At 70.3% G+C, this 24245-nt stretch carries 16 protein-coding genes and 3 pseudogenes; 11 read left to right on the forward strand and 8 right to left on the reverse strand.

What is annotated here, in order from left to right; genetic code table 11:
* Positions 1-430 precede the first annotated feature (430 nt).
* Together ACX28W_RS35905 and ACX28W_RS35910 are read left to right on the forward strand one after the other, a co-directional pair.
* The gene (locus ACX28W_RS35905) at positions 431-3241 is read left to right on the forward strand and encodes a helix-turn-helix transcriptional regulator (RefSeq protein ID WP_459004193.1); all 2811 of its coding nucleotides are present in this window, start codon (positions 431-433) and stop codon (positions 3239-3241) included.
* Positions 3242-4183: 942 nt separating this feature from the next.
* Entirely contained in the window at positions 4184-4975 is a 792-nt protein-coding gene (locus ACX28W_RS35910) for a S1 family peptidase (RefSeq protein ID WP_459004194.1), read from the forward strand.
* Positions 4976-5164: 189 nt separating this feature from the next.
* On the opposite strand, the gene ACX28W_RS35915 is transcribed toward ACX28W_RS35910, so the two are convergent.
* Positions 5165-6310, reverse strand: coding sequence for a winged helix DNA-binding domain-containing protein (locus ACX28W_RS35915; protein ID WP_459004234.1), 1146 nt, complete (start codon positions 6308-6310; stop codon positions 5165-5167).
* A gap of 225 nt (positions 6311-6535) precedes the next feature.
* On the opposite strand from ACX28W_RS35915, the gene ACX28W_RS35920 reads away from it, so the two are divergent.
* Both ACX28W_RS35920 and ACX28W_RS35925 read left to right on the forward strand, forming a co-directional pair.
* Positions 6536-7696, forward strand: coding sequence for a magnesium and cobalt transport protein CorA (locus tag ACX28W_RS35920; RefSeq protein WP_459004195.1), 1161 nt, complete (start codon positions 6536-6538; stop codon positions 7694-7696).
* Between the two features lie 901 nt (positions 7697-8597).
* Positions 8598-10055 (forward strand): DUF1996 domain-containing protein, encoded by a 1458-nt coding sequence (locus tag ACX28W_RS35925; RefSeq protein ID WP_459004196.1) that lies wholly within the window; start codon positions 8598-8600, stop codon positions 10053-10055.
* 120 nt (positions 10056-10175) lie between these two features.
* Here ACX28W_RS35925 and ACX28W_RS35930 read toward each other — a convergent pair whose 3' ends face one another.
* From ACX28W_RS35930 to ACX28W_RS35950, 5 genes are all read right to left on the reverse strand, one after another.
* Positions 10176-11081 carry an intradiol ring-cleavage dioxygenase gene (locus tag ACX28W_RS35930; protein WP_459004197.1) on the reverse strand — a complete coding sequence of 302 codons (906 nt, stop codon included), beginning with the start codon at positions 11079-11081 and terminating at the stop codon, positions 10176-10178.
* Positions 11078-12133, reverse strand: a complete 1056-nt coding sequence (locus ACX28W_RS35935; protein WP_459004198.1) for a maleylacetate reductase — start codon at positions 12131-12133, stop codon at positions 11078-11080. Before ACX28W_RS35935 ends, ACX28W_RS35930 begins: the two co-directional genes overlap by 4 nt.
* A gap of 3 nt (positions 12134-12136) precedes the next feature.
* Positions 12137-13927, reverse strand: coding sequence for an FAD-dependent oxidoreductase (locus ACX28W_RS35940; protein ID WP_459004199.1), 1791 nt, complete (start codon positions 13925-13927; stop codon positions 12137-12139).
* 143 nt (positions 13928-14070) lie between these two features.
* On the reverse strand, positions 14071-15036 hold the full coding sequence (locus ACX28W_RS35945; protein WP_459004200.1) for a helix-turn-helix domain-containing protein: 966 nt from the start codon (positions 15034-15036) through the stop codon (positions 14071-14073).
* 112 nt (positions 15037-15148) lie between these two features.
* Positions 15149-16030, reverse strand: a complete 882-nt coding sequence (locus ACX28W_RS35950; RefSeq protein WP_459004201.1) for a LysR substrate-binding domain-containing protein — start codon at positions 16028-16030, stop codon at positions 15149-15151.
* A gap of 78 nt (positions 16031-16108) precedes the next feature.
* Between ACX28W_RS35950 and ACX28W_RS35955 the strand changes: the two genes are divergently transcribed.
* The 5 genes and pseudogenes from ACX28W_RS35955 to ACX28W_RS35975 form a co-directional block, all read left to right on the forward strand.
* Positions 16109-17305 carry a thiolase family protein gene (locus ACX28W_RS35955; protein WP_459004202.1) on the forward strand — a complete coding sequence of 399 codons (1197 nt, stop codon included), beginning with the start codon at positions 16109-16111 and terminating at the stop codon, positions 17303-17305.
* On the forward strand, positions 17302-17997 hold the full coding sequence (locus ACX28W_RS35960; protein ID WP_459004203.1) for a 3-oxoacid CoA-transferase subunit A: 696 nt from the start codon (positions 17302-17304) through the stop codon (positions 17995-17997). Before ACX28W_RS35955 ends, ACX28W_RS35960 begins: the two co-directional genes overlap by 4 nt.
* Positions 17997-18626: a CoA-transferase gene (locus tag ACX28W_RS35965; RefSeq protein ID WP_459004204.1), complete on the forward strand. Its 630-nt coding sequence runs from the start codon at positions 17997-17999 to the stop codon at positions 18624-18626. The genes ACX28W_RS35960 and ACX28W_RS35965 overlap by 1 nt, the downstream gene beginning before the upstream one ends.
* Before the next feature lie 391 nt (positions 18627-19017).
* Complete coding sequence (locus ACX28W_RS35970; protein ID WP_459004205.1) at positions 19018-19743, forward strand: YqjF family protein; 726 nt, start codon at positions 19018-19020, stop codon at positions 19741-19743.
* Between the two features lie 68 nt (positions 19744-19811).
* Positions 19812-20444, forward strand: a pseudogene (locus ACX28W_RS35975) (hypothetical protein); the annotation flags it as partial.
* 174 nt (positions 20445-20618) lie between these two features.
* On the opposite strand, the pseudogene ACX28W_RS35980 reads toward ACX28W_RS35975, so the two are convergent.
* Positions 20619-20750, reverse strand: a pseudogene (locus ACX28W_RS35980) (SDR family NAD(P)-dependent oxidoreductase); the annotation flags it as partial.
* A gap of 174 nt (positions 20751-20924) precedes the next feature.
* On the opposite strand from ACX28W_RS35980, the gene ACX28W_RS35985 reads away from it, so the two are divergent.
* Complete coding sequence (locus tag ACX28W_RS35985) at positions 20925-21461, forward strand: hypothetical protein (protein ID WP_459004206.1); 537 nt, start codon at positions 20925-20927, stop codon at positions 21459-21461.
* Positions 21462-21565: 104 nt separating this feature from the next.
* Positions 21566-21743, forward strand: a pseudogene (locus tag ACX28W_RS35990) (catalase); the annotation flags it as partial.
* Positions 21744-21988: 245 nt separating this feature from the next.
* Here the strand turns inward: ACX28W_RS35990 and ACX28W_RS35995 are convergent.
* On the reverse strand, positions 21989-23986 hold the full coding sequence (locus ACX28W_RS35995) for an ATP-binding cassette domain-containing protein (RefSeq protein WP_459004207.1): 1998 nt from the start codon (positions 23984-23986) through the stop codon (positions 21989-21991).
* Between the last annotated feature and the right edge of the window lie 259 nt (positions 23987-24245).

Consider the following 24245-nt stretch of genomic DNA (forward strand, 5'->3'; position numbering starts at 1 on the left):
TCGGCAACCGACGACAACGCCGCAGATCGGCGTGCCGGACCCCGCGTCTCCGGCATGATCCGCCGGACAGGCCCTAGCGAACAGGCCCTGGCCGTACGGGACGAGGCGCGGGCACTGCCGACCGTCGCACGGGAGCCCGAACCGGAGGCCGGCCCCGCTGGGCTCTTGGCGCTCAGCGCCCGGCATCGGCCGCGCCGCGGCCTCTTTCTTCGCCGCTCCGCGGCGGTTTCCCACCCACCCGCCCCTTATGACCACCCCGCGCTCCCCGAACCGGCCGCTCCGCGGCCCCCGCCTGCGGCTGGGCATTCAGTCAGCGGCGCCCTGAAATGCATTATGCCAACGCCCTGTTATTTCCCTCACCACCCCGAGACTCCGAAATTCAAAGCGTCGTTGCCTAATATTGGCCCGGACACGACATACGAGGGGAGCGGTGAGCGTGCGAGGGGACTTCAAGGAACCTGCGAGACCCCGCCCCGACCTCGTCATCGGCCGGGAGGAGCTCTTCGCGGGGGCGCGCGAGCAGTTCTCCGGCGGAGGCAGTGTGCTGCTGCACGGCCCGGCGGGAATAGGAAAGTCGACCTTCCTGCGGGCATTGGCCGCGGAATGCGCCGAATCGGCACGGACCGTGTTGCGGTGCTCGACCACTGAGTCCGAATCCCATCTGCCCTTCCTCGCCCTGGCCGACCTGCTCGGCCTGGTGGTGGACGAGGTTTCCGACCGGCTGCCCGCCCCGCAGCGCACCGCCCTGGAATCCGCACTCACCGGCCGCGGCGAATCGACCCTGCAACGAGACGGTCTCGCGCTGCGGCTCGCGGTGCTGTCCGTGTTCCGGGCGCTGGCCGCGCAGGGCCCGGTCCTGATCGTCGCCGACGACCTGCAGTGGCTCGACCCGGCCAGCGCCGAACTGCTCGGCTTCGCCGCCCGCCGGTTCGGCGAAATGCCCGTGACGATGCTGTGCGCCGTACGCACCGACACGGAACCACAGGATCAGCAGCACGACCGCTATCTACGCGCGTCCCCACCGGACACCCTGGCCGTGCGGCTCAACCCGCTGTCCCGGGCGCAGGTCGCCGAACTCCTCCGTCGCCGCGGCTACACCGGGCTGCCCCGCTCGACCGTGCGGGACATCCACCGCACCAGCGGCGGCAACCCGTTCTTCGCGCTGGAGTTGGGCCGCGCACTCGCCGAGAGTCCGACCGCGCCGAGCCCCGGCGAACCGCTGCCCGTGCCGACCTCGCTGCGGGCACTCGTCCTCAGCCGCCTGGAGGCGCTGTCCGCCGAGGCCCGCCACACCCTGCTCGTCACGAGCGCGGGCGCCCGCCCCACGCTCGCGCTGCTGCACGCCGCGGGGCGCGAGAACGCCGAAGCGGAGACGGCGCAGGCCGCCTCGCTCGGGCTGCTGGCGACGGAGCGCGAGACACCGGGCATCCGGTTCGCGCACCCCCTCATCTCGGCCGCCCTGTACGCGGAGGCGAGTCCCCAGGAGCGGCGCGCGGCCCACGCGGCGCTGTCCACCGCGGCCTCCGACCCCATCGAGCGGGCCCGCCACCTCGCCCTGGCCACGACCGGTACGGACCCGCAGGTGGCAGCACGGCTCGGCGAGGCCGCCGCCGCGGCCCGCGATCGCGGCGCGCTGTCGGTCGCGGCGGGGCTCGGGTTGCTGGCCGCCCGGCACACTCCGGCCGGCACCGTGCCGAGCCCGCAGGAGCGCGAACTGCAAGCGGCCGAGGACGCGATGACGGCCGGCGAGACGGACATCGCGCGGGACATCGCGCGTCAGGTGCTGGCCCGGGCCACCGTGCCCGCGGACCGCGTACGGGCCTGGATGATCGTGATCGACGCCGCGGGTCACTCCATGGCCGAGATCGACGCCGTCTTCCCACAGGCGCTCGCGGACGCGGGCGACGACCCTCGGCTGCTCGCCCTCGTCCGCTACCAACTGGCGTGGCGGGCGCTCCTCGTGGAGGGCGAGATGGCCAAGGCCCGCGAGGAGGGCGCCCGCGCGGCGCAACTCGCGGCCCGGGCCGGGGACCGGCCCACCGAACTCCTCGCGCTGGGCTTCCAGGCACAGATGGAGACCCTGATGGGGCACCCGGGCGCCCCGGGAACCATCCAGCGGGCGATGCGCGAACCGCAGGATCCCCGGGTGGCCTGCGATCACAACGGCGCCGGTGCCGCCCGTTTCCGCTGGCTGATCATGAGCGATCAGCTCGCCGAGGCGCGCACGACCATCACCGCGCTGCTGCGTGAGGTGCGGCGGCGCGGGATGGTCGAGAGCGAGGTGCACTTCCTGCGCGGCCTCGCCGAGACCGAGCTGCGCTCCGGACACTGCGGGCGGGCGCTCGATCTGGCCCGCGAGAGCCTGCGGCTCGCCCGCGACACCGGGATCGGCGAGGCCGCCACCGCCATGTTCACCTCGCTCGCCGAGGCCGCGGGCGGCGACGTCGACCGGGCGCTGGCGCTGGCCCGGGAGGCCGTGGACCGCGCCGAGGAGGACGGCGACCTGGTCTATCTCTCGCGTGCCCTGGGCGCCCTGGGGCACGCTCAGCTGGTGGCCGGGGACCCGGCGGCGGTGGTGCGGTCGTTGCGACGGGTACGGGAGTTGGAGGACGGGCTCGGGGTCACCGACCCCGCCCGCGGCCGCTGGCACGGTGACCTCGCCGAGGCGCTGGTGCGGATCGGTGAACCGGTCGAGGCGCAGGACGTCATCGACGCCACGCGGGTGCGGGCGCTGCGGCTGGGCCGTGAGAGTGTGCTCGCCGTGCTCGATCGGGCCGAGGCGTTGGTACGGGCCTCGCGGGGCGAACAGGGTGCGGCCGTACGTCAGCTGACCACGGCTCAGGATCGGCTCGGCAAGCTGGGCTACGGCCTCGAGGAGGCCCGTGCCGCGTATGCCCTCGCCGGGCTGCGCACCCACCGGCCGGGGCCGACCTCGTACGACGAGGCGACGCGGTTGTTCCGTCGCTGCCGGGCGCTGCCGTGGCTGCGTCAGGTGGAGTCGGTGGCCACGGCCGGTCCGGCCGCGCCTGCCGTGGCCTCCGCGGCCCTCGACACCCTCGCCGCGACGGAGCGTCAGGTCGCGGCGCTCGTCATGGAGGGCGCCACGAATCGTGAGATCGCCGCGCGGCTGTTCATCAGCGTGAAGACGGTGGAGGCGACGCTGACGCGGGTGTATCGGAAGCTGGGGATTCGGTCGCGGGTGGACATTGTGCGGTTGGCGGCGGGGGGACGGAGCGGGTGAATTTGTTGCCGGTGCCTGTTGGCGGTGCCGGTGTCTTTGGGGTACCGGTGTGGGTTTTTCGCCCCCGCCGCCCCTACCCGTCCCATCCCCCGGGGCTCCGCCCCGTACCCCGCCAGGGGCGCTGCGCCCCCTGGCCCCCCGCCGGGGGAGCTTCCCCTCAGACCCCCGCCGGGGGAGCTCCCCCTCAGACCCCCGCCGGGTGGGAGCTCCCCCTCGGACCCCACCCGCGGGGGCTCCGCCCCCGCATCCCCGCTCGCCCGAAGGGCTCGTCCTCAAACGCCGGACGGGCTAAAGATTGCCGCCCGGCGCTGCAAACCTTCGAGCCCCGGCTAAGACCTTCAAGTCCCCGGCCAACCATCGAAACCTATGCGGGAGCCCACAAACCGTCGGACCACCCATCAAACCCCGGCCTGAACCCTCAGGCCTCCGACCAACCGTCAAACCCCGAACGAAAACGAAACGGAACCCTCAAACCCCCGACCAACCATCCAACGCCCGGGCGCAACCTTCAAACCCCGACCAACCGTCAAACCCCAGACGGAACGGAACCCTCAAGCCCCCGGCCAACCCGGGCGGAACCTTCAACCCTCGGGCCCGAACCCTCAGGCCCGCGGCTGGGCCTTCACGTGCCGGTCGGGCATACCCAGCCCGTCCGGCGTTTGAGGACGAAGCCGTTTCGGCCGAAGCGGGGGTCTGGGGGCGGCAGCCCCCAGGACGGACGGGACCAAGCGGACGCGACCGCGCGTTAAACTCCGGGCCGCGCGGCCAAGGGTTTTCCCTCCCCCAACGCGCCTAGGGAGTTCCCCCCTTGGAAGCGGAGCGCCCCCGCTTCTAGCGTGAGCGTCGTGCCGCTCGCTCGGGCACACGGCGTCAGCCCAAAGACACCGTGCCTCACCCCCCACACCCGTGCGTCCCCCCACCGGCAATTTTCTGAGGAGATCCATGTTCGGGCTCAACCGCGCCAAGAAGACCGCCGCTCTTTGTGTGGCGACCGCTGCCGCCGCCGCGACCGCTCTCCTGGGCGCACCCGGCGCCGTCGCCGCCCCCCAGCCGATCGTCGGCGGCACGACGACCACGACCACCGCGTACCCGTTCATGATGCAGATCACGGACGCCTCGCAGAACCAGTTCTGCGGCGGCACGCTCGTCTCGGCGACGAAGGTCGTCACCGCCGCCCACTGCATGGTCGGCGAGACCACGAGCAGCGTCAGAGTCGTCGGCGGCCGTACCTACCTCAACGGCACGAACGGCACCGTCAGCGGCGTCAGCAAGATCTGGATCAACCCCGATTACACGGACGCCACCAACGGCGACGACGTGGCCGTACTGACCCTGTCGACGTCGATGTCGTACACCCCGGCGCCGTACGTCTCGGCCTCGCAGACGGGCGTGTACGCGACCGGGGCCACCGCCCGTGTCCTCGGCTGGGGTACCACCTCCGCGAACGGCAGCTCCTCCAACCAGCTGCGCACCGCGACCGTCCCGATCGTGTCCAACTCCAGCTGCGCGAGCTCCTACGGCTCCGACTTCATCGCCTCCGACATGGTCTGCGCCGGATACACCTCCGGCGGCGTCGACACCTGCCAGGGCGACAGCGGCGGCCCGCTGCTCATCGGCGGCGTCCTGGCCGGCATCACCTCCTGGGGCGAGGGCTGCGCCGAGGCCGGCTACCCCGGCGTCTACACCCGTCTGACCACCTTCTCGAATCTGGTGACCACGCAGATCAACTCGTAGTCACCGACAGACTCCTGAGTGTCCCTCAGGTAAGAGCCAGGGGGCGTTGCGGGCCTCCACGAGCGGCCCGCAACGCCCCCTGTCCATCCCTCTGCTTGTCGGCGGTCAGCTTCCCCGCAGTGCCCAACTGTCCGCCGGCACCTCGTCACACGGCCCCTGTCGGCCGGCCAAGAAGCAGCCCGGGCGGACTCACTTGGTGACGGTCCCGAACCGGATGTCGTACGACGATGAGCCCGCCATCACCTGCAGCATCCGCTCGGCCTCCCGCACCACCTCGTCCCGCTGGGCCTTCGTGAACCTGCCGAACGGCTCGATGGTGAGGACGTCCTCCTCCTGCCGCCATACGCCCGCCAGGAAGCCGTCGACGAGCAGCGTGCAGTACGCCTGGTTGCCCGCCCAGGTGCGCCCCTTGAAGTCGGCGGGAACGACCCGGGAGCGGTCGGCGTGCGAGAGGAGCAGGTTGTCGAACTCGGGCAGGAAACGCGGCGGGGCCGGGGTGTCCGCGTCGGGGCGGGGCGCGTCCGGCAGGTCGAAGAGCTCGACGCCGCTCTCGTCACGGAACGTGACCAGTCGCGGCCGCAGCCGTTCGAAGGCGTCACGCAGCCGCGTCAGACCCGCCCAGGTCTGCATGTCCTTGACGGATGCGGGCCCGAACGCGGCGAGATACCGCAGCACGGTCGCGTCCGGAGCGGGCGCGGGTTCGGCAGGGCGGCCCAGCCAGTGCTCGGCGGTGGTGAGCGCGACCTGGCCGCTGCGGCCCCACAGTCCGCGCGGGGTGACCTGGACCAGCGGCAGCCGGCAGCGGGCGGCGACCGAGAGCGCGAACGGGTCCGCGTCCGGCCACTCCAGGAGCAGTTCCTCCCGCAACTGCCTCATGGTGCGCGGCTCGGCCTCCACCAGCTCCCGGCTGATCGCGGCGAGCCGGTCCAGGTCGACACCCGCGAGCCCCTTGCGGAAGGTGCCCAGCTCCCGGTCGCGCGCGGCCTGGACGAGCGGGCGCAGGGTGAGCGCGTCGTCGGCGGTGTGGGTGTGGATGGTGGAGCGCAGGGTGACGATGCGTACGACGGCACGGTCCTCCATGGCCGCCGACAGTTCCTCGGGCCGGAACCCTTCCAGCCGGGCGGCGAGAGCGTAGTACGGCGGCTTCACGTTCTGCGCCTGAAGGCCGACGAGGTGCTGGACGGCGTCGGTGACGGTGCGGGCGGAGCGGCGCAGGAGGAGCTGTCGCTCGAGGGTGGCGCGGTTGAGGGCACGGGTGCCGAGCACGGGTGCCGGCGGGGTGGCCTTGGCACGGCGGCCCTGGGCGCTGCGCCCCTTCGGGGAGCTCGCGCTCATGCCGCCCTCGCTCATGCCGTTCGTCGTCGTGCCGTTCGTCCTCGTCATGCCGCGCACGCTAACGCGACTTGCGGACACCTTCTGTCCGCAAGTCCAGGAAACCTCTGCCTGGTGCCGGTCGGTACGACGCCCGCTCCGGCACCCACACCACTTGAACGGTAATTTGACCCGTATATCCTGCTCCGTGATCACAGAGACGTCCGTTAGACAGGGGAGGCAGCCGCGATGCCGGAGCGACGCCCCCGCCCGAGCGCGAAGAACGCCAGGAAGTCCGTCTGGCGGCGCGCCCTGACCCCACCGGCCGCGACGCCCGCGCAGCCCTCCGCGCCCCACCCCGACTCGCCGGTGCCGGAACCCGCCGACGCCGGCAGCGTCGTACAGGCGGCGTTGTACCGCGACGGCGTACGCGTCTCGACCCCCTCCTCCCTCGCCGACACCTTCCGCGAGCTGCGCGAACAGTCGGCCGGCATGGCGTGGATCGGCCTGGCCCGTCCGACGGAGGCCGAACTCCTCTCCCTGGCCGCCGAGTTCGACCTGCACCCGCTCGCCGTCGAGGACGCGATGGAGGCGCACCAACGCCCGAAACTGGAGCGCTACGGCGACACGCTCTTCGTCGTCCTGAGCGCCGCCCGCTATCTGGACGCGGCCGAGGAGGTCGACTTCGGCGAGCTGCACGTGTTCGTGGGGCCCGACTTCGTGATCACGGTCCGGCACGGCGCGGCGCCGGACCTCTCGGCGGTGCGGCGGCGCATGGAGGACACCCCGGAACTGCTGAAGCTCGGCCCGGAGGCCGTCCTCTACGCGATCCTCGACTCCGTGGTCGACGGCTACGCCCCCGTCGTCTCGGGCGTCCAGAACGACATCGACGAGATCGAGACCGAGGTCTTCCGCAACGACCCCAAGGTCTCCCGCCGTATCTACGAGCTCTCCCGCGAAATGGTCGAGTTCCAGCGCGCCACCCGCCCCCTGGTCGGCATGCTGCACGGCCTGATGGCGGGTTTCGCCAAGTACGGCACGGACGAGGAACTCCAGCGCTACCTGCGCGACGTCGCCGACCACGTCACCCACACCAGCGAGCGCGTCGACGGCTTCCGCCAGGCCCTCACCGACATCCTCACCGTCAACGCGACCCTGGTCACCCAGCAACAGAACGCCGAAATGCGCGCCCTGGCCGAGGCCGGCTTCGAACAGAACGAGGAGATCAAGAAGATCTCGTCCTGGGCGGCGATCCTGTTCGCTCCGACGCTGGTCGGGACGATCTACGGCATGAACTTCACGCACATGCCGGAGTTGCACTGGGTGTTCGGATACCCCTTTGCAATCGTCCTGATGGCGGTCGTTTGCACCAGTTTGTACATCATCTTCAAGCGGCGGGACTGGCTCTGAGTAATCGTCCCGTGAGGCACTGCCGTGAGAGCGTGCAGCCCGGATCGCAAGCGCCTTTCCGATCACGGTGACCCACCTCGCCACTGCCCGCATCCGCGGCACGGACTGGCGCCAGGCCAAGTGGCCCCTGACCGCCATGACACAAACAGCCGACGGGACATACCGCGTCAGCGTCCCATTCCCTGCGGACACGAGCATGGCCTGGTACGTGGAACTGCAGCACGGAACCCCGTCGGACCCCGGGGTTCGTCACCTCAGCGGTCAAGATCGAAGGACCAACTCCGCCTACGCGCCTGACACACCAGTGTCCGCCAATGGGTGGTGGCCGGGCGGGCGACGTACGCAAGGAGGGTGGGGCCCCCTCCGCACACCGCCGTCGCCGCATCCATCAGCGACTCGTCATGGACAGTGGCGACCCGGCCGAGAGCGGTCAGGGCTGGCGCAGCTTCGCGTCGACCGGATGACCGACGTGTGCGCACGGACCTGGCACCGCCGGCCTCAACGCCGTGCTCATGCGTGTACTCCTGGTGGGGCACGACGTCGAGATACTCGACCCTCCGGAGCCCGGGAGACGCTGTCGCTCGCTGGCGCAGAGACTGCTGTCGGCCGGTGCGTCGAACTCACCGCCACCGTCCTGGGCGACCTGCTGCCCGTCCTCGACCGCCCCGAGACCACCCCGAACTTCCGGCCATGGGCGTGGCGAAGACAGCCAGTGAACTGGTCACAACCATTACTGGAAGCTGACCCGGCCCGGATTGGGCGCTCATGCACGGTTTACGGATGGAGGAACCTACGAACCTGAGAATTCGCTGAGTATTCGGCGCGCACATCCGTATCTAAGGACGCGCTTCCCCCATGCCGGAAGTCCTGCCGGCTCCGGCAGATGTCCTTGAGAGGCCCGATGAGACGCAACACGCGAAAAAGATCGAAGACTGCCCGCCGGGCGGTAGGCGCGGCGGCCGCACTGGCCATAGGGGCCGGCGGGCTGGTGGCGGTCAACATCTACGCCTCGGCCGACGAAACCGGCGCGTCGAAGGGCTCCGCCCAGAACCAGGTGCTCGCGGCTGGAACCTCCACCATTGACTGCCCCGACGTCGGCCAGCAGTTGACATCAGTGCCCGCCCAGGCGAAGCCCCAGGTCGACAAGGAACTGGCACTCCTCGACAAGCAGATATCCGAGGCATACCAGCGCCTTTCCACCTCCCAGAAGGCGATTCAGCAGGACCCCAACTTCGCCCAGAACGCGATCGTGGGTCCGCTGAAGGACAAGCGGAAGGCGACGATCGACCGGATCGCCACCGCCATCGGCCGTGTGGCAGCCAAGCCGCAGGGCCTTGACACTTTGGCGGCCTGCACGCTGCGCGCCACCGGCAACCAGCCCACCGCCGGTCAGGGCGGCAACAACAACCAGGGTGGCAACAACACCAATGCCGGACAAACCGGCAACGGTCCCGTCGCCGCCGACTTCGTGGACATCACCAAGGTGAAGTCCAATGTGCGCACGCCGAGAAGGTCGTCGAAGGCGTCAAAGGGTGTCTTCGTCACCAAGTGCGGAGTGAACGCCAACAAGCTGTACAACAGCGACAACGTCATCGTCGCGCCCGGTGTCACCAACGGCGCACACCACGTGCACGACTACGTCGGCAACCAGGACAACGACGCCTTCTCGAGCGACGAGGACTTCACCAAGGCCGGGACCAGCTGCCGGAACAAGGGCGACAAGTCGTCCTACTACTGGCCGGTGCTGCGCCTGCAGGACGGCACCAAGGAGTTCGACGCCGACAATCAGGGCGGCGGCGCCGAGGGCAACACGGGCCGGATTCTGACGGCCAAGAAGGCCACCTTGAACTTCGTGGGCAGCCCCCGCGGCAAGGTGGTGGCGATGCCCAAGTTCCTGCGCATCATCACCGGTGACGCCAAGGCGTTCGTCAACGGCACGGCCAACGCCAACGCCTCCTGGAGCTGCACCGGCTTCGAGAACAAGGTGCAGTTGAAGGACAAGTACCCCCTCTGCCCGTCAGGCAGCGACGTGGTGCGCACCTTCAAGTTCCAGAGCTGCTGGGACGGTACGAACATCGACAGCGCCAACCACCGTACGCACGTGGCCTTCGCTGACGCCAACGGCAACTGCCCGACCGGCTTCAAGGCCATTCCGCAGTTGGTGCAGCGTCTGGTGTACGACGTGGACGCGCCCAGCGTCAAGGACAACGGCAAGACCCGTCCGTTCTTCTCGTTGGACAGCTTCCCCGAACAGGAGCACAAGCCGGTCACCGACCACGGTGACTTCATCAACGTCTTCGACGCGAAGCTGATGAACAAGGCGGTCGGGTGCATCAACACCGGACGTAAGTGCAGCTGAGTCCGAGTACCGAGTGGTGGGCGTCGTGCTGACGACGCCCACCACTCGGTGTCCATGGCTGAAACATGAACGCCCCGCTGCGGTCGGCCGCGACAGGCCGGGACCTGCCGCGGACGTGTGTCATCCTCGGCCGTCGGCGGGGGCGAGGACGATGTCGAAGCGGACCTCCGTCCAGGTGCCGTCGATGACGCGCCCGTCAGGCGTCGGCGTGCCGGCCGGCCGGCGCTCGAAGTTCTTGACCAGGGACTCCTTGACGCCGAAGACGGTGTCGGAGTCGAGCAGCTCGTCGCCCCTGACGAAGATGTGGGTCACGAGGGTCCTGCACTCCGGTGCCTCGACCATGAAGTGCAGGTGCGAGGCCCGCATCGGCGAGCGGCCGGTCGCCGCCAGCATCTTTCCCACGGGACCGTCGTGCGGGATCGGATACGGCGTCGGCGTGATGCCCCAGAAGCGGTAGCTCCCGTCGGCGTCCGTGAACAGGTGCGCCCGGGCCGACACCCGGTCGTCGTCGTACTGCACGTCGTAGAAGCCGTCCTCGTCCGCCTCCCAGACCTCGATCTTCGCCCCGGGGATCGGCGTGCCGTCGGCGTCACGGACGGTCCCCTCGACCCAGCACGGCTCGCCGGCGGCCCCGAAGGACATGTCCCCGCCCGGCTCGATCTTCGGGGATCCCTCGACGAAGAAGGGGCCGAAGACCGTGGCCTCGGTGGCGTCGTCGTAGGCCTCGTTGTTGATCGCGATGGTCTGCATCGACGCCCCGAGGGTGTCGGAGAGCAGGATGAACTCCTGGCGCTTGTCGTCGGTGAGATGTCCTACGGCGGTGAGGAACTCGATGCCCTTGTTCCACTCCTCCTCGGTGAGGCGGACCTCGCGCAGGAACGCGTGGAGGTGCTTGACGACCGCCTGCATCAGTTCCTTGAGGCGGGGGTCCTGGCAGGAGTCGAAGGAGCGCCGCACGCGCGCGATCAGTTCTTCCTCGCGGGCCGACTGCTCCGGCGAGACGTCGTGGGTGGACGTGAGGGTCATGCGGGATCACTTCCTTCCCAGGCTGCACGCAGCAGCGCGGTGAGGTTCTCCTCGGTCAACGGAGTGGGGTTGTCGGCGGGGACCGCGTCGAGGATGGGGGCCACCGCCCGGGCGATGCCGTCCTCGGGCATGCCGTAGTCGCGCAGCGCGCTCGGAGCGTCGAGCGCCTCGCGCAACGCCGCGAGCCCCTCGACCGCGGTCGGGCTCCCGAAGCCCTGGGCGATGCGCCGCTCGGCCTCCGGCGCGGCCGGGGCGTTGAAGGCCAGCACGTGCGGCAGCACCACCGCGTGGGTCTGGGCGTGCGGCAGGTTGAACATCCCGCCCAGCACGTGGCAGATCTTGTGGTGCATTCCCGAGCCTGCGGAGGCGAAGGCGACGGCAGCCAAGTAGGCGCCGTAGAGCGTCTGTTCGCGGCCTTCCAGCCCGGTCGGGTCCACGGCCACGGCGGGCAGGCCGCGGGCCAGGCCCCGGATGCCCTCACCCGCCAGGGCCTGGTCGATCGGGTCGGCGCGGGGGCCCCACATGGAGTCGACGCAGTGGGCCAGGGCGTTGAGGCCGCTGGCCACGGACATCTCCACCGGCAGGTTCAGCATCAGCGAGGCGTCGTACACGATGGAGCGCGGCAGGACACGTGAGTCGACGCCGGTGGTCTTCACCTCGCCTTCGGTGAGACCCCAGACATTGGTCGCCTCCGAACCGGCGTACGTGGTGGGGACCGCCACGATCGGCAGGCCGGTCGTCATCGCCACCGCCTTGGCCAGGCCGGTCGTCGAGCCGCCGCCGACACACACCAACACGTCCACGGAGCCCTCCGTCGCGGCCTTCCTGGCGCGGTCGGCCACGTCGACCGGAACGTGCATGACGACCTCGTCATGGCGCACCGCGACCGGCAGGTCCGCGCCGACGCGATCGGCGAGGGCCGCCTCCGCCGGCGCGGCGATGAGCATCACCTTCGTCGCCCGCAACCCGGCCACCTCGGCCGCCACCGCGGCCGGCGCCTCACCAGGGGCGAAGACGACCCGTTGCAACAGCGTCTCGTGAATGAACCGCACCGTTCACGCCTTCCCGAGGATCTGGGTGAGGGCGCTGCGAAGCGCTGCTTCGGGATCGTCGGCGAGGCCCATCGAGCGCCAGGCGATGTGTTTGTCGGGCCGAACCAGGATCGCGCCGGACTCCTCCACCTCCCGGAGCTTGGCCCAGTCGTAGTAGAGGTCCGTCACCTCGCGGCCCGGGCCGATCACCACGGTTTCGAGCGGGATCCCGAGGTCCTGCGCGACCTTCTCGGCCGCGCCGTCCCAGTCCTCACCGGCCACGCCCGTGATGAGGGTCCAGCGGGTGTATGGCGCCAGGTCCATCATGGCGAGCTTGGTGACGTTGTCGCCGACCCAGGCGTGCGGAACGTGCGCCCCGGGACTGGTCGACATGACGTGGTAGAGGTCCTCGTCCCTGCTCGGAGCGGGACGGGTGCCGTCGGAGACGACGGCGCTGGACTCGTAGAACTGGCCGAGTTCGACGCCGTGGGCGTTGAACTCGTAGTTCTTGGTCTCCATCGCCGCCACGAGGGCGGCCCGCTTGGCCGCACCCTCGGGGGTGTTGGCCTTCCGCTCCTCGATCCGGGCCTGCATCTGAGCCTCGTCCTTCGCGTCGAGGACGCCGAGGGCCTGGAAGATGTCGGCGAACTCGCGGCTCGACTTGTTGGCCCGCGTGACGATCCGCTTGGCCACGGGCGCCCGCTCCGCCGAGTACGTCTCCAGCAACGACGGGTCGGCCTGCCCGCGCAGCACGGCCGCGATCTTCCAGGCCAGGTTGTAGGAGTCCTGGATGCTGGTGTTCGAGCCCAGGCCGTTGCTCGGCGGGTGGCGGTGGATCGCGTCGCCCGCGCAGAAGACACGGCCCTTCTGCAGGTGGGTGGCGTACATCTCGTTGTTGCCCCAGAGGCTGGTGCCGGTGATCTCCACTTCGAGTTCCGGAATCCCCAGCAGCTGCCGCACGATGCGGATGGCCTCGGCGTCATCGACCACCGGGGGCTCGGAGTTGATGTCGTAGCCCCACACGATGAGCCACTCGTTCCAGGGGCGCACCATCCGGACCAGTCCGGCGCCGATGCCACCGACGTTGGCGCCCGGCTGGATCACCCAGTACAGGACGGAGGGCCGGTGGCCGACGTAGGACTCGATGTCGGCCTTGAAGGTGATGTTCATCGAACCGGCGATGTCCATCGCGCCCTCGTAGGGCAGGCCGATGTCCTCGGCGACCCGCGACCGGGCGCCGTCGGCGCCGATGAGGTACTTCGCCCGGATCTCGTACTCCTGGCCGGTGAGCCGGTCGCGCACCTGGACGGTGACGCCCGTGTCGTCCTGCGTGTGCGAGACGTACTCGGTGGAGAAACGGGTCTGAGTCCCGAGCACGGTGGCGTTCTTGACGAGGATCGGCTCGAGGTAGGTCTGCGGGATGTCGACGGTGAGGCAGGGCGATGCCAGTTGGTAGTCGGCCTCCCGGTCGGGCCTGGTGCCCCAGGTGTGGATGCGGCCGATCTCCTCGCCCGCGAGGGAGGTGCAGAAGACGGTGTCACCGACGAGGGCGTGGGCGGTGGCGTCGGCCAGCACCTGGTCCTCGATGCCCATGTCGCGGAAGATCTCCATCGCCCGCTGGTTGGTGATGTGCGCCCGTGGGGTGTTCGCGGTCCACCGGTACTTGGTGATCACGATGTTGTCGATCCCCAGGGCCGACAGGAACAGCGCCGCCGAGGCGCCGGCCGGACCGGAGCCGACGATCAGGACGTCGGTCTCCACCTGCGACGATGCCGGAAGTTCGGTCACTCGCTGGCCGTCGTTGAAGTCGGGCATGCGGGGTCTCACCTTCTTCTCGCGTTCTTCTCGCGGTGTTCTGAAGGCAGAGTGCCCGCGGCCCTGTCCGCACCAGGTCGGATGGTGGGGAGGACGGCCGAAATCCGTATGGCGCGGCCGTTTCGGTTGCGCTCCGCGTCTGTTCAGTCGCGCTTCGCGGCCGTACGGCGCAACTCGCCGGCGGTGATGCCGAACCGGGCGTGGAAGGTCTGCGAGAAGTGCGCCGCCGAGTTGAATCCGCACATGGTCGCCACCGTTGCCGTACTCGACACCGCGGCGCCCGGTCCGGTCAGCAAGCTGTAGGCGAGCTCGAGCCGCCGTCCGAGCACGTAGCGCGGAAACGTCGTTCCCGCCTCCGCGAAGACGCGGGTGAGCTGACGGACGCTGATGCCGACCGCGTCGGCGACTTCGGGCGCCGACAGGCGCGGATCGCGCAGTCTGTCCTCGATGCGGGCGCATGCGAGCGCGCGGTGGATGATGGGCGGCCGGGTGGCGCCGTTGCTCACGAGCGCGGCCGCGAGGTCCACGATCGTCTGCTCGTCGGGCCGCGTCGCGTCCTCGACGCCGACGGCACGTCCGACAAGGCGGGTGATCGCTCGACCGTACGGGTTCATCTCGCTTTTCCGGACGATGAGCGGTTCCCCAGGTGTGGGACCGCAGACCACGTCCGGCAGCGCGCGGCGGTCGACTCGCACCGCCAGTTCGTCCAGACCGTGGCCGAATCCACGGACGAAGTGCCCGTCCGCGTCGCAGACCAGGAGGTCGCCGGCGTGGATGATCTGCCGCCTGCCCGCCTGCCGGAACAGCGAGTCCCCGCGAAGGGAGACATAGATGGCGACGGAACCCGTGGGCTGCCGTTCGATGAGATCGGCGGGGCGCTCGACAACGTGTGCCGTGGTCCGAACGCGAGCCAGATGAACTCGCCCGACCTGAAGGTTGTCCTCCCGCGCCAGGAAATCCTCGCCCGTCGGTGTGCGGCACTTCAAAGCGATCAAGGCGGCGGCGTTGTGCTCCTCCCAGGCCCGCAGCCGCTCCGCCGACGGCACATGTGCCGTCGAGAACACGTGCGCCGGGCGGGGCGCTGCTGCGGCTACGGGAGCTGGGTGCATGGCTTTGAGGGTAGGACCGTGGTGTCGAAGAGTGCGAGTGTCAGTACGGCATCGTCTGATAGATGACGGCCCGGGAGTACGGCGGGATCGGGCCGTCGTCAGTCGGGCAGGGCTAGAACATCCGGCGGATGACGTCGATCGTCCGGCCCAGGTGCGGCTCCGTCCGGTCGGACCGGTGTGCGACGGCAAGGTCGACGGTGACGGCCGGGCGGACCAGCGGTCGGTAGGCGACGCCCGCGAGGGCGAGCGCGGTCACCGGCTCGGGCACGACCGCGACGCCTAGCCCGCCGGCCACGAGGGTGACAAGCGTGGAGGTCTCGCCGACCTCGTGCCGGATGTGCGGATCGATGCCGGCGTCCCGGAGCAACCCGAGCACCACGCCGTACATCACCGAGCGTCGGTCGGCCGAGTGGACGATGAAATCGCTGCGAGCCAGGTCCGCCACACGGACCTGTTTCCGCTGGGCCAGCGGGTGGTCGGCGGGCAGTGCGACCACCAGCCGGTCGCGCCGCAGCAGCGTGACCGTGAGCGACGGGTCGGCGACCGGCGGTCGCAGCAGGGCGATGTCGATCTCGCCCGACCGGAGGGCCTCGACCTGGTCGGGCACGAGCATCTCGCCGCGGAAGGCGAAGTCCACGCCGGGCAGCTCGGTCGCGAGACGGCGGGACAGCGCAGGGAGCAGGCTGTAGGTCGCCGAGCCGACGCAGCCGATCGCGAGGTGGCCGACCGCTCCGGCCGCGACCCGACGGACCTCGTGGGCGGCCTCGTCCACGTCAGCGAGGATCGCGCGCGCCCGGGCGAGGTAGGCGCGGCCGGCGTCGGTGAGGTCGACACGCCGCGTGGTGCGGTGCAGAAGCTCGACCCCGAGCTCGGCCTCAAGCTGACGGATCGCCTGGGAGAGCGGCGACTGCGCCATGTGGAGCCGATCGGCGGCACGGCCGAAGTGGCACTCCTCGGCGACGGCGACGAAGTACCTGAGGTGACGCAGGTTCACTACCAAGACTCGCCACATCTCAATTGGGTCGAATATTGGTCCTTCACCGTATCAAGACCCGCGCTTACCGTGGTCGACATGACTGCATTCGTCTATGCCGCCGCCCGCACGCCGTTCGGGCGTTTCAACGGCGCCCTCGCCGGCGTCCGCCCCGACGATCTCGCGGCGTCCGCGATCAACGGCGTGCTCGCGAAGGCGCCCGGTCTCGACCCCGCCGCGATCGGGGAGATCGTGTGGGGCAACGCCAACCAGGCGGGCGAGGACAACCGGAACGTCGGTCGGATGGCCGCCCTGCTGGCCGGGCTCCCTGTCTCCGTGCCCGCCACGACGGTCAACCGGCTGTGCGGCTCGTCGCTCGACGCCGCCATCATCGGGTCGCGGGCCATCGACGTGGGAGACGCCGACATCATGCTGGTCGGTGGAGTGGAGTCGATGACCCGGGCGCCGTGGGTGCTCCCCAAACCCGACCGCGCGTTCCCTGCCGGCAACGTCACCGCGGTCTCCACCACACTGGGTTGGCGACTGGTGAACCCCCGGATGCCGGCGGAGTGGACCGTCTCGCTGGGCGAGTGCAACGAGCAGCTGCGGGAGCGGTTCGGCATCCCGCGCGAGCGGCAGGACGAGTTCGCCGTCCGCTCCCACCGGCTGGCCGCCGCGGCCTGGGACGAGGGGTTCTATGACGACCTGGTCGTACCTGTCGACGGCGCCGAGCTCGCCCGCGACGAGGGCATCCGGGCCGACTCCACCGTCGAGAAGCTGGCCGCGTTGAAGCCGTCGTTCCGCAAGGACGGCACGATCACCGCGGGCAACGCATCTCCGCTCAACGACGGCGCCTCCGCCGTACTGCTGGGCTCCGAGGCGGCGGCGGACGTCATCGGCCTGGCGCCGCTCGCCAGAATCGCCGGCCGGGGCGCCTCCGCACTGGAGCCGCAGGCGTTCGGGTTCGCGCCGGTCGAGGCCGCCGGCCGCGCGCTCGCGCGGGCCGGCATCGGGTGGGACCAGGTCGGCGCGGTGGAGCTCAACGAGGCGTTCGCGGTGCAGTCCCTCGCCTGCCTGGACGCCTGGGGCATCGATCCGGACATCGTGAACGTCAAGGGTGGCGCCATCGCGATCGGCCACCCGCTCGGCGCTTCCGGCGCCCGCATCCTCGGGACGCTCGCGAAGGTACTGGCCGAACGCGGCGAGCGGTACGGCGTGGCGGCGATCTGCATCGGCGTCGGGCAGGCGCTCGCCGTGGTGCTCGAGAACCTCGAGAACACGGAGGTCGGCCGATGAGCCGGGCCGAGGTGCTCGGGACCGTCGACGCGGCGGTGGCCGGGATCGAGGACGGCAGCACCGTCCTGGTGGGCGGTTTCGGTCTGGCCGGCATGCCCTTCGACCTCATCGACGGGCTCATCCGGCAGGGCGCGAAGGACCTGACGATCGTCAGCAACAACGCCGGCAACGGGGAGGTCGGCATGGCGGCGCTGCTCAAGGCCGGGCGGGTGCGGAAGGTGATCTGCTCGTTCCCTCGGCAGAGCGACTCCTACGTCTTCGACGACCTCTACCGGGCCGGCAAGGTCGAGCTGGAGGTCGTCCCGCAGGGCAACCTGGCCGAGCGGTTGCGTGCGGCCGGTGCGGGCATCGGCGCGTTCTACTGCCCGACGGCGGTGGGCACCCTGCTGGCCGAGGGCAAGGAGGTCCGCACCATCGACGGGCGCGACTACGTACTGGAATACCCGATCAAGGGCGACGTCGCCCTCATCGGCGCGCATCGTGCCGACGCGATGGGCAACCTCGTCTACCACAAGACAGCCCGCAACTTCGGTCCTGTCATGGCCACCGCCGCCACCCAGACGATCGTCCAGGTCGCCGAGATCGTGCCCATCGGCTCCCTCGACCCCGAGGCCGTCGTGACACCGGGCATCTACGTCGACCGGATCGTGACGGTCCAACCCCGTCAGTACATCTCCCAGGGAGCCCGCTGATGGCACTCACCCCCGACGAGCTCGCCGCTGTCGTCGCCCGCGACATCCCGGCCGGTTCCTACGTCAATCTGGGCATCGGTCACCCGACCAAGGTCGCCGACCACCTGCCGGCGGGCTCCGGCATCGTCCTCCACACCGAGAACGGCATGCTCAACATGGGCCGCGCCGCCATCGGCGACGAGATCGATCCCGACCTGACCAACGCCGGCAAAGTGCCGGTGACCGAGCTGCCGGGCGCGTCGTACTTCCACCACGCCGACTCCTTCGCGATGATGCGCGGCGGCCATCTCGACGTCTGCGTGCTCGGCGCCTACCAGGTCGCCTTCAACGGGGACCTGGCCAACTGGCACACCGGCCGCCCCGACGACATCCCGGCCGTCGGCGGGGCGATGGACCTGGCCATCGGCGCGAGGGACGTCTACGTGATGATGACGCTCTTCGCCAAGAACGGCTCCCCCAAGCTCGTGCCGGCCTGCACCTACCCACTCACCGGGCCGGCCTGCGTGAGCCGCGTCTACACCGACCACGGGATCTTCGACCTCGCCACCGGCGAGGTGAAGATCCTCGAGACATACGGCACCACCCCCGAAGACCTGTCGGCCCGCCTCGGGCTCGGGCGTGCCGCTTGACGTGATACGCCCCCGCAGGTGTCGGGATGGGCTTGTGACCGATGCTGGTGTGCCTGATGTCGCCCGCTCGGCGGAGACGTGGCGGCAGGCTGTTCGGCCGTGCTGCTTCGATCGGCCTACCCGGGTGTGCCCCGGAGTGCGGTTCGCCGGGGTGGACAGGGCACTGCCGGCTGCCTTGTCGCATGCCTTCCCTGCCGGGGTACTGGGCGGGGTGCGGTTGTTGGTGCTGCGGCCGGCGACGGTGCCCCGCCGAGTGGTGCAGCGGCGATCTCAGCATGGCGTTGCCGATGGTGACGCGACGTTCGTCAAGTCCAACCCCATGGGCCTCTGGGCCGGGCGGCGCGACCGCGACGTACGTTTCCGTGGGGCCGTAGGTGGGGACCCGGCGCCTGTGGTGACGTACGAAGCGGAACAGAGGGTGCGCGTACCCGCGCTGCGGGTCGGCTGGCGGTGGCAGACGTTCGTCCACTGGCCCTTCCGGCCGGAGGCTGTTCAAGCTCTGGTGCCGGAGAAACTGGTCGTGGACGAGTACGACGGGGCCGCCTGGGTGGCTCTCACTCCGTTCGTCATGGCGGACTTGCGCCCTCCCGGCGTACCCGCCGGGGTCCCCGGGCTCCCGAGCTTCGCGGAGACCAACCTGCGGACGTACGTCCGGCGCAGGGACGACGGGCGGGACGGGCTCTGGTTCCTGTCCATCGAGGTCGCCTGCCCCTTGATGGTCGCGGCTCGTGCGGTCGGCGCTCCGTACAACTCGGGGACCCTGCGCGTCTCGGTGCGCGGGGACACCGTCACGTACGCCGGTTCGAGGTGGACCGATGGGGCCTCCTACCGCCTGGTCGTCCGCCCCGGCGACCCGATCGAGCCGACGGAGCGGGACGTGTGGCTGACCTCGCGCTGGCGGGCGTACACGCGCCGGATGGGTCTTCTCTGGGAAACGCCCGTGGAGCACGAGCCATGGACCCTGGCCGACTCCGCCGTCGAGGTGCTGGAGGAGACGCTGACCACCGCGGCGGGGCTCCCGGCCCCGCTCGGCGAGCCCGTCGTGCATTTCTCGGAACGCGTCAGGCATGTACGGCTGGGGGTCTCCCGGCCCTGTGTCCGGGCCGGGCCCTCCTGACCGCGCCTGAACACGACAGGGCCTCGGTCTGTCGGACCCACCCGGGACCTTCGAGCGGAAGCGAGCGGATGAACCGGATTCTCAGCGAGGCCACGCGGTGCCCGCGGCTGCGCTTCGACGGCTGGATCGCCGGCATGGGCACCGCCGCCGGGACGCGCATCGTGCTGGGGCACTGGCCACGGTCGCCGTTCGGGCCGTTCAGCGATGCCATGCTGGAGCGGGCCGACGGAGAACGGCTGCTGCTCGCCCCCACTCCCGAGACGGCAGATTTCATCAGCGGCACCTACGTCTTCGACACCGTGCACGTCGTCCCGGTCGACGTGAGCGTCGCGGACGACACCTGGACCGTCATGGCCGGGCCACTCGGCCTGCGCTTCACCGTCGGCCACCGACAGCTCCTGGGGTGGTTGCTGCGGGTCGTGCCCGGCGTGTTCGCCCGTCTGCCGGCATGGAGCACGCTGACGGACCTTCCCGCCCGCGTGTTGCTGGCCGGCGTGCGCACCCGTGGCAGTGCCCGTGCGGACCGCCGCGAGTGGTACGGCGCCCAGGACCTGTGGCCGATCCACGCGGTGTCGGCGGTCTTCGAGGGCGACGACCTCGGTGCGATGACGCCTGTGGTACCTCCCGTGCGCTTCGGGTCCGGTTCGGTTCCCCGGAAACCCGCACTCACCCGGGTCATGACGACGGTGGCCCTGGCCCCGGGTGAGGACACCTGCCCAGGGGTACCCGGCCGACCACACGAAGGGGGACGTAGGGGAAGGGGTGACGTATGGAGAGCAAGGCGGCCGAGGACAGCGGTCGCCGAGCAGGCCCCTCCCGTGCACGTAGCCCCTCACATGGACGTCCAGGACCTTGCGGAAGTCCTCCAACTGCACGTCCTCGAACCGGCCGAAGGCGTTGACGGCCGCGTTGTTGACCCGGACGTCGATCCGGCCGAACTCCTCCACCGCCCGCCGCGCCAGGTCCTCGACCGCCTTGACATCCGTCGTGTCGGTCGGCGCGACCAGCGTCCGCGCACCACGATGCCGCGCGCCCGGACGTCAGTCCTCGCCATGGCCACCGGTCGGCCGTGGCCCGGGACAGCGCCGTCTCCGTGCCAGGCGGTGTGAGCAGACCTTTCGGGGTACTCGGCGGATGTCGGACGTCGCCGACACGCCATCGATCGCAAGGGGAGAGGTCCTATGAACGACCGCCCGAACCGAACCGACACGGACCTGCTGGGCATCTACCTCAACGACCATCTCGCGGGAGCAACCCTCGGTGTGGACCGGGTGCGGTCGCTGGCCGGGGCAGAGGCCGAGCGGGACCCGGCGCTCGCCGACGCCGTGCGGCCGATCGCCGACGAGATCGCCGAGGATCGGGCGGACCTGTTGCGGATCATGCGGTCGCTCGATGTCCCCGTACGCCGCTACAAGATCGTCGCGGGCCGACTGGCCGAGAGGGCGGGTCGGCTCAAGGCCAACGGCCGGCTCGTACGCCGTTCTCCGCTCGCCCCCATGCTGGAGCTGGAGCTGCTGCGTCTGGGCGTGGAGGGAAAGGCAGCCGGCTGGCGGACGCTGCGCCGGCTGGCCGACGCCGACAACCGCCTCGATCCCGTGCACCTCGACAGCCTTCTCGTACGCGCCGACCGGCAGCTGGAGACACTGGAACAGCTGCGCCTGCGACAGATCACCGAGACCTTCCAGCCGACCGACGCCCAGACCTCATCCCAGGTGTGATCGCTCATGAGCCATCACACTCCCTCCCAGGCCGTCCTGACGAGCTCTTCGCATCGGGTCGTGCACGCCCGCGGCGACGGCGTCGAGACACCCGTGTTCCTTACGACACGGTGCGCGACACCCGGGGCTTCGCGACGAAGTTCTACACCCGCGCGGGCACCTTCGACCTGGTCGGCAACAACATCCCCCGTCTTCTTCATCCAGGACGCCGTCACGTTCCCGGACGTCGTCCACGCCGGAAAGCCGCACCCCGACCGCGAGACCCCGCAGGTTGAAAGAGCAGGCGCTCAACCGCGACCGCATCATCCGGATCGGCCGCGAAGTGCATGCCGTCTGCCCCGAGTTCGACGCCGACGGCTTCGTACGGGAGATGATGGCCGACCTCCCGCGGCTGACGCTCGCGGGATGGCGCTCCAGGTACGTCGCGACAAGGTCGCGGATGTCGGATCGGGCGGGCGGCATGGCAGCACCTCGCGTGGGACGGACGCGGGCGCCGACGGGCCCGGTGGGCGGAGGGGCGGTGGGGGTCACTTCGCCGCCTCCTCGGCGGCGGAGCGGGGCTGGTAGCCGCCGGCCTGCAAGGTGAACATCGCGGCGTAGGCGCCACCCAGGGCCATCAGGTCCTGGTGGGAGCCGCACTCGGTGATGCGGCCGCCGTCGAAGACGTAGATCTTGTGGCAGTCGACGACGCTGGCGAGCCGATGCGAGATCAGGACCGTGATCTGGTCCTCGCGCAGACGGCTGCGCAACACAGCCTCGTAGACGGCATGTTCAGAGGGCGGGTCCATGCTCGCGGTCGGCTCGTCGAGGAGCAGCAGCGGCGCGTTCTTGTACAGCCCTCGGCCCACCGCGATCTTCGCCCACTGGCCGCCGGACAGCTGCTGTCCGCCCTTGAACCGCTTGGACAGCAGCGTCTCCCAGCCGTTGGGCAGGGCGGCGATGACTCCCTCGGCGCCGGAGGCGCGGGCGGCGGCCGCGGCGCGCTCCGGGTCGGCCTGAGTGAGGGTGCCGGTCGCAGCGGTGAGGTTCGACAGGGCGCTGAAGGGAAAGCGCACCGGCTCCTGGAGCACGCAGGCGACCTGCCGGTGCAGCGACTGGGCGTCCATCTCGCGCACGTCGACGCCGTCCCAGCACACGCTGCCCTGTTGCGCCTCATACAGCCCCGCCAGGAGCTTGGCGCAGGTGGACTTGCCGGATCCGTTGAGGCCGACGAAGGCGACCTTCTCGCCGGCAGTCAAGGTCATACTGATGCCGTTGAGGGCCGGAGTGTCTTTGCCGGGGTAGGTGAAGTGGACGTCGGTCACCGCGATCGTCTTCACTGCGGAGGGTGCTTCCACAACCCCCTGCTGCGGGAGGAGTTGGCGGCTGCGTTCCTGGACGGCGAGGAGGTCGTCCACCCACATGGCGTGCTCGTAGACAAGGTGGGCGACCTCGACGAGCCGTGTGAGCGCGGCCTGCCCGGACTGGATGGCGAGGACCGCGCCTGCCCCGGCGGCCAGCGGGAGCCATCTGGCGATCAGCATGCCGGCCAGGGCGGCGTAGGTGATGCCGGTGCCGAGACCGCCGACGGCACGCCCCGCGAGGTTGAGCAGCGCGGAGTGCACACCTAGCCGGGTGTCCTCCTCGGCGATCTTGACAGTCAGGCGTCGGTGTTCGTCCAGCAGCGCGCCCTGCGCGGTGTCCGAGCGCAGCTCGGCAGCGGCGTCCACGTCGAGCAGCAGCCAGGAGAAGACCCGGACGCGACGCTGCAAGGCGTTCCACCGCTTGAAGGACGCGAACCGGGCCCGGGCACTGCGCACGGCGGCGATGCCGACGGGCAGGACGGACAGCAGGAGCAGCGGCAGGAGCGCCGGGTGGAGGAAACCGAGCACGCCGACGGTTCCGATGAGCGCGAGCGCGGCGGAGGCCAGGGAGACAACCTGGCCGACGATCTGCCGCGCGTAGAACAGGCCGCGGTCGTTGGCGCGGTGGACCTCGTCGTGCCAGTCGGCGTCCTCGACCGCCTCCAGCCGCACGTGCGCGGTGAGATGGAGGAACTCGCACTCCAGGGCGGTGCGGATCTTCGGCGTGACGCGGGCCTGCGCGACCGCAACGGCCGCCTCGAGCACCGCGCGGGCGGCCAGCAGAACCACCACCAGGAGCAGTTGCGGAAGGGACGCCCGCACACGGTCAGGGGTGGGACCTTGGGCGAACAGGTGCTGGAGGACTGCGACGCCGGCGATCAGACCGAAGGCGCTCATCGCGGCCGAGGCCAGCTGGCACACGAGGACGCAGAGGGTGGCGCGCCGGTCGGCATTCCAGGCGAGTCGGCCGATCAGAGACGTGATCTTGGGCAGGCGGACAAGGACTTGGCGGACGGTGGCGCTGGCGGCGGCGCCGTCGTGGACCGCCCAGTACGCCTCCGCCAACTCGTCGGTGATGTTCTCGTCCTGAGGCCCGGCGGGCACCGTCGCGGGCGGTGGAGGCAGGGGGGCGGTGCGCGGCCCCGGGACACGGTCGGCTGCTGCATCGGTGGGCTCGCTCATGCCGCCCACCCCATATCCGGTCGTGCTGAACGGCGGGCGCTGTCAAGACGGGCCGTAGCTCCGGGGTGTCGCCGTTCGATTCCAGAGGTCTGATGCGCGGGGGCAGGTACAGGATGCATGGCGTCCTCCATCTGGGCGGCGAAGTGGCACTGGTGCTCCAAAAACGCGCCGGATCTGGTCCCGTCACGGCCGATTCGGGGGGCATTTCATGAACACACGTTCTGATCCGGCGGATTGGGTGGGCGGGCTGCGGCGCCCG

The sequence above is a fragment of the Streptomyces sp. SD15 genome (assembly GCF_054462255.1).